Raw genomic sequence first — 11,898 nt, forward strand, 5'->3', positions numbered from 1 at the left:
GTCGTCGCGGTGGCCGCGGGTGCCGTCGTCGCCGCCGGACAGGCCAGCATGCAGTCCGGCGGGCAGGGCCAGACCTCGACCGCCGACTACCAGGCCGACGGGCAGGTGCACGAGATCGCCGCACAGTCGGTGAGTCTCGCCGACCCGACCGCGGCGGGATCGCAGACCTCCTCACAACTGGTCAGCGTCGCGCCGGTGACCGATATCAGCCAGTTCAGCGACATCCTGCAGCACGGCCAGCAGTTCGCCGAGGATTTGGCCGCGCAGGAAGCCGCCAAGCTGCGGCCGCTGTTCACCAAGTTCGCCTACGGCAACTACACCTCCGGATACGGATTCCGCTGGGGCGCACCGCACAACGGTGTGGACGTCGCGGCGCCGATCGGCACCCCCATCTACGCCGTCGAGGACGGCACGGTGATCGACGCGGGCCCGGCCTCCGGTTTCGGCATGTGGGTGCGCCTGCGCCACGACGACGGCACCGTCACCGTCTACGGCCACGTCGACACCACGACGGTCAACGTCGGCGAGCGCGTCATGGCGGGCGACCAGATCGCCACCGTCGGCAACCGCGGCTTCTCCACCGGCCCGCACTGCCACTTCGAGGTCCACCTCAACGGCACCCAGCCCATCGACCCCCTCCCCTGGCTCGCCTCACGCGGCATCTCCCTGGGCGCCCAGCGCGACTGAGGTCCCGGCGAAAAGCGTGCCGCGCGCCGGGGCATTCGGGCGTGCCGTCCGCCCGTCATTTCCGGCATGCTTTTGGCCGGAATCAAGTATCTCTACGCGCGCGGACCATCATCATCCGGTCCGCGCTGAGACCTTCTACAGCTTGACCAGGGTGCGGCTGTATTGGGGGATGAGGCGGATTTTGCCTGCGGTGCCGAAGTCGATGGTTACCGTGGCCAGGGCGCCGAAGCCCTCGGCGGCTACGACGCGGCCCAGGCCGTATTTGTCGTCGCTGACTCGGTCGCCTACGGCGAGTACCAGGTTCGTGTTGTTGCGTTTGCCGGAGCCGCCGGGGGCGGGGCGGCGGGGGCCGCGGTCGCGCAGGCCGGGGCGCTGGTCGGACCAGCCGTCGCCGCGCGTCCAGTCGCGTTCCAGGCCCTCGTCGTCGCCGCGGCGGCGGAAGCCCCGGGTCGTCGCGGTGGCCGCGGGCTCGAGCCGCTGCCAATCGACCAGGTGCGGCGGAATCTCCTGCAGGAAGCGCGATTCCGGGTTCGACACCGGCTGCCCCCAGCCGGAACGCACCACCGCGCGGGTGAGATACAGGCGGCGGCGCGCGCGGGTGAGGCCGACGTAGGCGAGGCGCCGCTCCTCCGCCAGTTCGGTCGGATCGCCCAGCGCCCGCATGTGCGGGAATTGGCCGTCCTCCCATCCGGTCACGAAGACCACCGGGAATTCCAGGCCCTTCGCGGTGTGCAGGGTCATCATCGTGACCACGCCGGTGCCCTCGTCGGGGATCTGGTCGGTGTCGGCGACCAGCGATACCCGCTCCAGGAATGCCGCCAGCGAGCCCGGCTCCGGCTCGCCCTCCGCGGCCTCGGGCACCAGGCCCTCCTCCCGGGCGGCCTCCACGTTGTTGCGGGCCTCGGAGCTGAATTCGCGGGCGACGCTGACCAATTCGTTGAGATTGTCCAGGCGGGCACCGTCCTGGGGGTCGTCGGAGGCCTCCAGTTCGGCGCGGTAGCCGGTGCGGTCCAGCACCGCCTCGACGACATTGCCGACATCCGGGAAGTCCAGGTCCTCGACGGTGCCGGCGGCGCGGATCTCGTCCAGCAGATCCATGAAGCCCGAGATGGCCCGCTGCGCACGGGTATTCAGCAGCGCCACCTTGCCCGCGGCGGCATCGCGCAGCGCCGCGGCGAAACCGATGCCGCGCTGTTCGGCGTGCACGGCCACGCAGGCCTCGGCCCGGTCCCCGATGCCGCGACGCGGGGTGTTGAGGATGCGGCGCATACTCACCGCATCGTCCGGATTCTCCAGTACGCGCAGGTAGGCGACGATGTCGCGCACCTCCTTGCGCTCGTAGAACCGGACGCCGCCGACCACCTTGTAGGGCAGCCCCATCCGGATGAAGATCTCCTCCAGCGCACGGGAGTTGTTGTTGGTGCGGTAGAACACCGCGACGTCGCCGTAGTTGTAATCGCCCTGGTCGACCAGGCGGTCGATCTCGCGGGCCACGAACGAGGCCTCGTCGTGCTCGTTGTCGGCGACGTAGCCGACGATCAGGTCGCCGTCGCCCGAGTCGGTCCACAGCTTCTTCTCGCGGCGGCCCTCGTTCTTGGAGATCAGTGAGTTGGCCGCGGACAGGATGTGCTGGGTGGAGCGGTAGTTCTGTTCCAGCAGAATGGTTTCCGCGTCGGGGAAATCGCGCTCGAACTCCTCGATATTGCGGATGGTGGCGCCGCGGAAGGCGTAGATGGACTGATCGGCGTCGCCGACCACGCACAGTTCGCTGGGCGGGACGGCGTCTTCGCGCCGCACCGGGGTGAACTCGGGATCGGCCGCCGTGGCCCCGGCGTCGGCGTCGTCCAGTTCGGCCGCGGAATGATGCCCCACCAGCTCGCGCACCAGCACGTACTGCGCGTGGTTGGTGTCCTGGTACTCGTCGACCAGCACGTGCCGGAAGCGGCGACGGTAGTACTCGGCGACCTGCGGGTGATGCTGCAGCAACGCCACCGTCTCGCCGATCAGGTCGTCGAAGTCCAGGGCGTTGGCCGCGCGCAGCCGCCGCTGGTACTGGGTGTAGACATCGGCCACGATGCCGGGCAGCTCGCTCTCGTCGGATTCCGCGTCGGCCGAGGCGGTTTCGGGATCGGTGAGCTCGTTCTTGAGGTTCGAGATGGCGGTGGCCAGCAGGCGCGGCGAATACTTCTTGGGGTCCAGATTCAGGTCGCGGCCGATCATGGCCAGCAGGCGGCGTGAGTCGTCGGCGTCGTAGATGGAGAAGTTGGAGTTCAGGCCCGGCACCAGGGCGGCCTGGGTGCGCAGGATGCGCACGCAGCTGGCGTGGAAGGTGGAGACCCACATGGTGGTGGCGCGCGGGCCGACCAGGCCGATCACGCGCTCCCGCATCTCGGCCGCGGCCTTGTTGGTGAAGGTGATGGCCAGGATCTGGCCGGGTGTCGCGCCGCGAGCGCCCAGCAGATAGGCGATGCGGCGGGTGAGCACGGCCGTCTTGCCCGAGCCCGCGCCGGCGACGATCAGCAGCGGGGAGCCGGTGTGCACGACCGCCGCCCGCTGCTGCGGATTCAGCCCCTCCAGTAGGCGTTCGGCCCGCTCCGCCGACTGCTTGTCCCCCTGGGTCCGCTCCGAACCGGCTGGTCCCGAATCCGAGCGCGTCTCTTCCGCCACCGTCGTCTCCATCGTCCATCCACGCTACCGGCGGGCACCGACATCCTGTAGTCCGGCGGCGTTCTGACCCCTCCTGGGAACAAGAACCGTTTGGCTCACCTTCGGGCCCGTGGCAGACTGGCCACATGACCTGCGCGCTCGCGACCTCTGCTGCTCGGCTGATCACTGGCTATTGTGGTCACCGACCTCGCATCTGAGCGCGAATACTCGACGGGGGACAATGAAAGACCCACCGGGTCTGTTTCATGGTGAAAGAACCGACGGTAACGGGGTGGGGCCGCCTGCCGATCCTGGTTCTGACACGAGGAGAGAAAGTATGAGCACCTCTACGACCGAGACCGGGTCCGACGCTGCGCTGCCCAGCAGCGAGGCGGAGATCGACAAGCTCCGCAAGGAGATCGATCGGCTCGACGCCGAAATTCTCGCCGCGATCAAGCGCCGCACCGAGGTCTCGAGAATCATCGGTCGCACCCGGATGGCGAACGGCGGCCCGCGCCTGGTTCACTCCCGCGAGATGAAGGTGCTGGAGCGGTTCAGCGAACTGGGCCAGGAGGGTCATACCCTCGCCATGCTGCTGCTGCGCCTCGGCCGCGGCCGCCTCGGTCACTGACCGGGCCTCAGACCACGCGGCGTTCGATGAGCACCGCGCCCCCAGGCCGCCCCGGGTGACGTCACCCCGGGGCGGCTTTTCCTGTTCTACGGCAGCGCGATGTACTTGGTGGACAGGTATTCGTCGATGCCCTCGAACCCGCCCTCGCGGCCGAAGCCGGAGGCCTTGACGCCGCCGAAGGGGGCGGCGGGGTCGGAGATGACGCCGCGATTGATGCCGACCATGCCGGATTCCAGCCCCTCCGCGATGCGCAGCGCACGGTCCAGATTCTGCGTGTAGGCGTAGGCGACCAGGCCGAATTCGGTGTCGTTGGCCGCGGCCAGGCCCTCCTCCTCGGTATCGAAGCCGATGATCGGGGCGACCGGGCCGAACACCTCCTCGCGCAGGATGCGGGCATCGGCGGGGACGTCGGACAGGATCGTCGCCGGGTAGTAGTAGCCCGGGCCGCCGGGCGCCTTGCCGCCGATGCGGACCTGGGCGCCCTTGGCGACCGCGTCGTCGACGAGTTCGGTGACGGTGTCGAGCTGGTCCTGGTTGATCAGCGGACCCAGCGTGGTCGCCGGATCGCTGCCGGGGCCGAGCCGCACCTCGGCCATGGCCGCGGCGAACTTGTCGGTGAATTCCGCGCGCACGGAGTTGTGCACGTGGAAGCGGTTGGCGGCGGTGCAGGCCTCGCCGCCGTTGCGCAGCTTGGCCAGCATGGCGCCGGTGACCGCGGCGTCGACATCGGCGTCGTCGAACACCACGAACGGGGCGTTGCCGCCCAGCTCCATCGAGGTGCGCAGCAGTCCGTGCGCGGACTTCTCGACCAGGGTCTTGCCGACCTCGGTGGAGCCGGTGAAGGTGAGCTTGCGCAGGCGCGGATCGTTGAGCAGGGGTTCGGTGACCGCGCCGGAGCGGCGGCTGGTGATCACCGACAGCACCCCGTCGGGCAGGCCCGCATCGGCGCACAGCCGGGCCAGCAGCAGCATGGTCAGCGGGGTCGCCGACGCGGGTTTCACGATCATGGTGCAGCCCGCCGCCAGTGCCGGGCCGATCTTGCGGGTGCCCATGGCGAGGGGGAAGTTCCACGGCGTGATCGCCAGGCACGGGCCGACCGGCTGCTTGTGCACCACGATCCGGCCGGTGCCGGTCGGCGCGGTCTGATAGCGGCCGTGGATGCGGGCGGCCTCCTCGGAGAACCAGCGGAAGAATTCGGCGCCGTAGCGGACCTCGTTGCGGCTCTCCTGCAGCGCCTTGCCCATTTCCAGGGTCATCAGCAGCGCCAGGTCCTCGGTGCGTTCGACGATGCGGTCGTAGACCGCGCGCAGGATCTCCGCCCGGTCGCGCGCGGTGGTCGCGGCCCACTCGTCCTGCACCGCGGCCGCGGCGTCCAGCGCCCGCATCGCGTCGTCGGGGGTGGCGTCGGCGACGTGCGCGACGGGCTCGCCGGTGGCCGGGTTCTCCACCGGGAACGTCGCGCCGCCGGTGGCATCCACCGGCCCGCCGATCCAGAGCTGTGTGGGTACGGACTCGAGGAGTTCACGTTCGGACACCATGTGCCCAGCCTATGCCTGGTGCGGCGGTACAGTCCGCCGTGCCGGTGGTGCACACGTCCCCCGTCATACCGGCACGCTTTCGGCCGGGATCTGCGGTGGCACCCGGCCAAAAGCACGCCGGGGTGACGGATGACGGCGTCGAGGCAGGGACGTCAGCGACAGTTACCTGCACGTCGAGGGCGGGGTGGGTAATCTCGGCCCACCGATGCAGCCAGCGACATCACGAACAGTTACCTGCGCGCCGAGGGCGGGGTGGGTAATCTCGGCGGCGTGAGCAGCGACATCACCGCGACGGCGGCCTGGCGGAAACTGCACGATCATCACGCGGCGGTCGCGGGGCGGCACCTGCGGGAGTTCTTCGCCGACGATCCCGAGCGCGGGCGCGACCTGACGATCCAGGTCGCGGATCTGCGGATCGACTACAGCAAGCACCGCGTGACGCGCGAAACCCTGGATCTGCTGGTCGAATTGGCCGAGGCCGCCGGGGTTGCGCAGCACCGCGACGCCATGTTCCGCGGCGACCACATCAACACCTCCGAGGACCGCGCCGTCGGGCACGTCGCGCTGCGGCTCCCGAAGGGCGATTCGATGACCATCGACGGCGCCGACGCCGGGGCCGAGGTGCACGAGGTGCTGCGCCGCATGGGTGAGTTCACCGACGCGGTGCGTTCCGGACAGTGGCGCGGCGCCACGGGCGAGCGCATCGAAACGGTGGTGAACATCGGCATCGGCGGCTCCGATCTCGGGCCCGTCATGGTGCACCTGGCACTGCGGCATTACGCCGATGCCGGGATCTCGGCGCGGTTCGTCTCCAACATCGACCCGGCGGATCTGACCGCGAAACTCGCCGGGCTGAACCCGGCGACCACGCTGTTCGTCGTTGCGTCCAAGACGTTTTCGACGCTGGAGACGCTGACCAACGCCACCGCGGCGCGGCGCTGGCTGGTCGCGGCGCTGGGCGAGGACGCGGTCGCCAAGCATTTCGTGGCGGTGTCCACCAACGCCGAGCGGGTGGCGGCGTTCGGCATCGACACCGCGAACATGTTCGGTTTCTGGGACTGGGTCGGCGGGCGCTACTCGGTCGACTCAGCGATCGGGCTGTCGGTGATGGCGACGGTCGGCAAGGAGCGCTTCGCCGAGTTCCTGGCCGGGATGCACAGCGTGGACGAGCATTTCCGGTCCGCTCCCCTGGCGCGGAACGCGCCGGTGCTGCTGGGGCTGCTCGGGGTGTGGTACTCGAACTTCTTCGGCGCGGAATCGCGTGCGGTGCTGCCGTATTCGAACGACCTGGCTCGCTTCCCGGCCTATCTGCAGCAGCTGACGATGGAGTCCAACGGCAAGTCGGTGCGCGCGGACGGCAGTCCGGTCGGCGCGTCCACCGGGGAGATCTTCTGGGGCGAGCCGGGCACCAACGGACAGCACGCGTTCTACCAGCTGTTACATCAGGGCACCCGGTTGATTCCCGCCGATTTCATCGGGTTCGCCCAGCCCACCGACGATCTGCCGACCCGCGACGGCACCGGCAGCATGCACGACATTCTGATGAGCAATCTGTTCGCGCAGACCAAGGTGCTCGCCTTCGGCAAGTCCGCCGAGGAGATCGCCGCCGAGGGCACCGACCCGAAACTGGTGCCGCACAAGGTGATGCCGGGCAATCGGCCCAGTACGGCTATCCTCGCGCCGCGACTGACGCCGTCGGTGGTGGGGCAGCTGATCGCGCTGTACGAGCACCAGGTGTTCGTCGAGGGTGCGATCTGGGGCATCGACAGCTTCGACCAGTGGGGCGTGGAGCTGGGCAAGCAGCAGGCTCTGGAGCTGGAGCCGCTGCTGACCTCGACGGAAGATCCTGCGCCGCAATCGGATTCGTCGACCGACGCGCTGATCCGCTGGTACCGCGAGCGCCGGTAGTCCCGGAATTGGGGGCATGCCCGGGCGGCCGTTGAGCGGTACAACGGTGTCTGGGGGAGGAATTCGCATCGGGAGGGATCATGTCCATACTCTTTCGCGCTGCCCGGCCGGAACCCACGTCGCTCGCCGACCTCGGGCCGCTGCAGAATCTGCCCGGCACCTGGATGGGGACCGGCTTCAGCCTGGCCGAACTACCGGATCACGAGGGTGGTACGCCGTTTACGGTGAAGCTCAACGCGACTCACGAGACGCTGACCTTCACCGCGATCGGCGCGCCGATCCTGAACCGCGGAAATGTACAGGACGACATCGTCTTTCGCGGTGTGCACTACCTGCAGCAGATATCCGACGCGCGCACCAGCGAGTCGTTGCACGTGGAAACCGGCATGTGGCTGTTCGTGCCGCCCACGTCGGTTCCACCGGCGGGACCGACCGTCGTGCGGATGGGCAATATCCCGCACGGCGATTCGTTCATGGCGCAGGGCGCACCGGTCGCGGATGTGCCCGGCGCACCGGAGATTCCGCCACTGGATTCCACCCCCGGCGGCGCCACCTTCGGTGACGGGTACTTCCCGCCGCCCGGAACCCAGCTGCCGCCGGGTCTTCCCGACGAGGCGCTGCGCAACCCGGCCGTCCTGCTCCGCGAGGTACTCAAGGAACAGAACGTCCTGCACACCACGACGCTGGACGTGCAGACCGGCACCGACGACATCCGCAACATCGGCTTCGTCACCGCCAATGCGAACGCCACCACGCTGCGCGCCACCCTGTGGATCGAAACGCTGGCCCGGCCCGACGGCACCGAAACCATGCAGCTGCAGTACAGCCAGCACTCGATCCTGCGCTTCCCCGCGGGCCCGCAACCGGACCCGGCCAAGCCGATCGACTGGCCACACATCCAAGTCGCGACCCTGGTCAAGCAGTAGCGGGTCGAAGTCCCGCCGTTCACGCACCCCGTGCGTATTCCCGCACCGCGTACAAACGCTTGCAGGGGGTGCGTGAACATGCGCGGGGTGCGCGAACGGCGGGCCGGGGTTACAGGGAGGCGCGGGCGAGGATGGCGGTGGTGTCGGCGCCGACGGGGAGGGTTCCGAAGGCTATGCCCCAGTCGCCGCCGAATCTGGTGGCGCAGAAGGCATCCGCGACGGCCGCGTGGCCGTGGCGGACCAGCTGGGCGCCCTGCAGCACCAGGGCCATCAGTTCGACCACGCGGCGGGCGCGGTACTCGATATCGGACAGGTCGGTGAGTTCCTTGCCGATGCGGTCGATGGCGTCGTCGAGGTGGTGGTTGGCGCCGCGGGCCAGCGACACCTCGTTGAAGTAGGCCTCGACCGTCTCGGGCTGGCGGCCCATGGCGCGCAACGCGTCCAGCGCCGCCACATTGCCCGAACCCTCCCAGATCGACATCAGCGGCGCCTCGCGATACAGCCGCGGCATGCCGGAGTCTTCGACATAGCCGTTGCCGCCCAGGCATTCCAGCGCCTCGGCCGCGTGTACCGGCGCACGCTTGCAGACCCAGTACTTCGTGACCGCCAGGGCGATCCGGCGCAGCGCCGCCTCCGCCGGATCCGACGACGCACGGTCGGTCGCTCCCGCGAGGCGCATCATCACGGTGGTCGCGGCATCGGATTCGATCACCAGGTCGGCGAGCACGTTACGCATCGACGGCTGGTCGATCAGCTTGGCGCCGAAGACTTCTCGATGCCGGGCGTGGTGCACCGCATGGAGGAGGCCGATGCGCATACCCGTTGCCGAGCCGATCACGCAGTCCAGCCGGGTCATGTTCACCATCTCGATGATGGTCTTCACCCCGGCGCCCTCCGCGCCGACCAGCCAGCCGACCGCATCCTCGTACTCGATCTCCGAGGAGGCGTTGGACTTGTTGCCCAGCTTGTCCTTGAGCCGTTGCAGCCGTAGCGAATTGCGGGATCCGTCGGGCAGCACGCGCGGCAGCAGGAAGCACGACAGCCCTCCGGGCGCCTGCGCGAGGGTCAGGAACATATCCGACATGGGCGCCGAGGTGAACCACTTGTGGCCGACGATGCGGTAGGTGCCGTCGGATTGCGGTGTGGCCCGGGTGGTGTTCGCGCGCACGTCCGAGCCGCCCTGCTTCTCCGTCATCGACATGCCGGCGATCAGACCGGCCTTCGCCGACGGCTCGCGCAGGCCGAAATCGTAGGTGCGCGAACCGAGTAGCGGCTCGTACCGCGCGGCCAGCTCCGGGTTGTGGCGGAGCGCGGGAACCACCGCGTAGGTCATCGAGATCGGGCACATGTGCCCGGCGTCCGCCATGCCCCAGGTGTAGAACTTCGCGGCCCGCGCGGTGTGGGCGCCGGGCCGGTCGTCGAGCCACGGGGTGCCGTGCAGACCGTGCGCCACAGCGACTTTCATCAGCTCGTGCCAGTACGGGTGGAACTCCACCTCGTCGACCCGATGCCCGTAGCGGTCGTGCGTATGCAGCACCGGCGGGTACTCGTTGGCGACGCGGCCCCACTCCTGGGCCTCGGCACCGCCCGCGAGCGCGCCCAGTTCGCGCACTTCGGCCTCGGCCCAGCCCGCGCCTTCCCGGTGCAGCCCCTCGAGCAGGGCGGGGTTGTCGGAGAAGTCGAACGGGACGATGGGCGGAACCTGGTTGAACACCTCGTGGGTGGGCATGCGGGGCACTCCTGTCTCTGTGACGCCGATGGTTACGGACGTCCCCCGGGTTCGTGTAAACCCAAGGCGCGCAACGAAAATTCGATGAGTTCGGGCACCACCGATTCGCTCTGCAGCGCCTCGGCCAGAGGTCCGACCAGGACCTCGCCGATGGCGCCGACCAGGGCGGTGGCGCTGGTACGCGGATTCTGCGGGGGCAGTTGCCCGTTCGCGACGCCCTCGGCGATCGCCGAGGCGAACGTCTCGGCGAAGGCGCGGCGGAACCGCAGCCGCTCGGTGTCCACGGCCGCGTCCACCGGCTCGGCCAGCAGCACGTAGGCCAGCTTCGGGTTCTTCAGGGCGCGACCGGCGAAGGTCTCCACCGCGGCGGTGACCCGCTGCACGGCACTGCCCTCGGCACCGGCCGCCGCGACCGCGGAGACCTCCCGGGTGACGACATCCCGGAACACCGCGGTGACCAGCTCGGACTTACCGCTGAAGCTCTTGTAGACGGTGCCGGTGGCGACGCCCGCCTCGGCGGCGACCACCGCGATCGACATTCCCGCGAACCCGCGCTCGGAGAGCACCCTGGTCGCGGCGTGCACGATCGCGCCCGCCTGTGCGTCGAGGCGGGCCTGCACGGCGGGAGTACGGCGGTAGGCCACGCAAGAAGTGAATCACGAATTCATTTCTTGACGCAAGGGGCCGCGACTGTTCGAATCGGACGACGACCGGCGACAGCGAGGAGCAGCCGTGAACGTACGAATCGAGCGCAAGGGTCCGGTGTTCACCGTGATCCTCGATCGCCCCCAGGCCCGCAATGCGGTCGACGGACCGACCGCGCGGGAGCTGGCCGACGCGTTCCGGGAGTTCGATGCCGATCCCGACGCCGCCGCGGCGGTGCTGTGGGGCGCGGGCGGCACGTTCTGCGCCGGCGCGGACCTGAAATCCCTGGGCACCGAGCATTCCAACGCCGCGAGCACCGAGGGGGACGGCCCGATGGGCCCGACCCGGATGCGGTTGTCCAAGCCGGTGATCGCCGCGGTCTCCGGGTACGCGGTCGCGGGCGGGCTGGAGCTGGCGCTGTGGGCCGATCTCCGAATCGCGGAGCAGGACAGCACATTCGGTGTGTTCTGCCGCCGCTGGGGAGTGCCGCTCATCGACGGGGGCACGGTGCGGCTGCCGCGCATCGTCGGCGACGGGCGCGCCATGGACATGATTCTCACCGGTCGCGCGGTGGGCGCCGCCGAGGCGCTGCAGATGGGATTGGTGAACCGGGTCGTGCCGCCGGGTGAATCCCGCAGTGCCGCAGAGCAACTCGCCGCGGAGCTGGCCGCCCTGCCGCAGACGTGCCTGCGCACCGACCGCATGTCGGCGCTCGAGCAGTGGGGCCTGGACGAGGACGCCGCGATCGCCAACGAGTTCCGCCACGGACTGACCGCCCTGTCCGATGCCGACGGCGCCCTCGCCGGAGCACAACGGTTCGCCTCGGGCGCCGGACGCCACGGAGCCTCGGCCTGAGGGTCGCGCCACGGCATCGGCCGCCGGAGTGACGACGGCCGCCACGTCGGACATGCCCACGGTCCACCGGAGCGCAGCGGCGGCGTCGGGCGACGCGGGAGCCTCGGCCTGAATCTCGCACCACGGCACCGGACGACGCCGTGGTGGCACCATGGCCTCATGCCGCCGCCACTTCCGAGCTTGCCCGATCGGCCCCGCACCGAGCGGACAGATTCGCGGGTGAATCCGGTATGTGCTGCACGATGGCGCTGCACACGATCGCCCGTGCGCGCTCGGACGGCGGTCGGCGAATACCGAACGAGCGACTGCGGCGCGTCGGTCCCACTCGGGCGG

At 69.5% G+C, this 11,898-nt stretch carries 9 protein-coding genes; 5 read left to right on the top strand and 4 right to left on the bottom strand.

Translation table 11 applies throughout. The features are described from left to right. On the top strand, positions 1-687 hold a 687-nt coding region (locus NM1_RS06385), incomplete at its 5' end, for a M23 family metallopeptidase (protein WP_157123852.1). A 135-nt stretch (positions 688-822) separates the two neighbouring features. Here NM1_RS06385 and pcrA read toward each other — a convergent pair. Next, positions 823-3,264: a DNA helicase PcrA gene (gene pcrA, locus NM1_RS06390; RefSeq protein WP_373864028.1), complete on the bottom strand. Its 2,442-nt coding sequence runs from the start codon at positions 3,262-3,264 to the stop codon at positions 823-825. A 406-nt stretch (positions 3,265-3,670) separates the two neighbouring features. On the opposite strand from pcrA, the gene NM1_RS06395 reads away from it, so the two are divergent. Then, entirely contained in the window at positions 3,671-3,964 is a 294-nt protein-coding gene (locus NM1_RS06395) for a chorismate mutase (protein ID WP_068014966.1), read from the top strand. 86 nt (positions 3,965-4,050) lie between these two features. Here NM1_RS06395 and NM1_RS06400 read toward each other — a convergent pair whose 3' ends face one another. Further along, positions 4,051-5,502, bottom strand: a complete 1,452-nt coding sequence (locus NM1_RS06400) for an NAD-dependent succinate-semialdehyde dehydrogenase (protein ID WP_068014969.1) — start codon at positions 5,500-5,502, stop codon at positions 4,051-4,053. A gap of 270 nt (positions 5,503-5,772) precedes the next feature. On the opposite strand from NM1_RS06400, the gene pgi reads away from it, so the two are divergent. Next, positions 5,773-7,410 carry a glucose-6-phosphate isomerase gene (gene pgi, locus NM1_RS06405; protein ID WP_068015300.1) on the top strand — a complete coding sequence of 546 codons (1,638 nt, stop codon included), beginning with the start codon at positions 5,773-5,775 and terminating at the stop codon, positions 7,408-7,410. 80 nt (positions 7,411-7,490) lie between these two features. Next, the gene (locus NM1_RS06410; protein WP_068014971.1) at positions 7,491-8,336 is read left to right on the top strand and encodes a heme-binding protein; all 846 of its coding nucleotides are present in this window, start codon (positions 7,491-7,493) and stop codon (positions 8,334-8,336) included. 109 nt (positions 8,337-8,445) lie between these two features. Here NM1_RS06410 and NM1_RS06415 read toward each other — a convergent pair whose 3' ends face one another. Together NM1_RS06415 and NM1_RS06420 are read right to left on the bottom strand one after the other, a co-directional pair. Further along, positions 8,446-10,065 (bottom strand): acyl-CoA dehydrogenase family protein, encoded by a 1,620-nt coding sequence (locus NM1_RS06415; protein WP_068014973.1) that lies wholly within the window; start codon positions 10,063-10,065, stop codon positions 8,446-8,448. A 32-nt stretch (positions 10,066-10,097) separates the two neighbouring features. Beyond that, a complete protein-coding gene (locus NM1_RS06420) occupies positions 10,098-10,709 on the bottom strand; it encodes a TetR/AcrR family transcriptional regulator (RefSeq protein ID WP_068014976.1) in 612 nt (203 codons plus the stop codon). A gap of 88 nt (positions 10,710-10,797) precedes the next feature. Here NM1_RS06420 and NM1_RS06425 point away from each other — a divergent pair, with 88 nt between their 5' ends. Next, positions 10,798-11,565 carry a crotonase/enoyl-CoA hydratase family protein gene (locus NM1_RS06425; protein ID WP_068014979.1) on the top strand — a complete coding sequence of 256 codons (768 nt, stop codon included), beginning with the start codon at positions 10,798-10,800 and terminating at the stop codon, positions 11,563-11,565. The last annotated feature ends 333 nt before the right edge of the window (positions 11,566-11,898 follow it).

The organism is Nocardia mexicana NBRC 108244, assembly GCF_001613165.1.
GTDB lineage: Bacteria > Actinomycetota > Actinomycetes > Mycobacteriales > Mycobacteriaceae > Nocardia > Nocardia mexicana.

Excerpts from the sequence above, each read along its gene's own strand:
- NM1_RS06395 (WP_068014966.1), top strand. The coding sequence starts at position 3,671 with ATGAGCACCTCTACGACCGAGACCGGGTCCGACGCTGCGCTGCCCAGC.
- NM1_RS06400 (WP_068014969.1), bottom strand. The coding sequence starts at position 5,502 with ATGGTGTCCGAACGTGAACTCCTCGAGTCCGTACCCACACAGCTCTGG.
- NM1_RS06410 (WP_068014971.1), top strand. The coding sequence starts at position 7,491 with ATGTCCATACTCTTTCGCGCTGCCCGGCCGGAACCCACGTCGCTCGCC.
- NM1_RS06415 (WP_068014973.1), bottom strand. The coding sequence starts at position 10,065 with ATGCCCACCCACGAGGTGTTCAACCAGGTTCCGCCCATCGTCCCGTTC.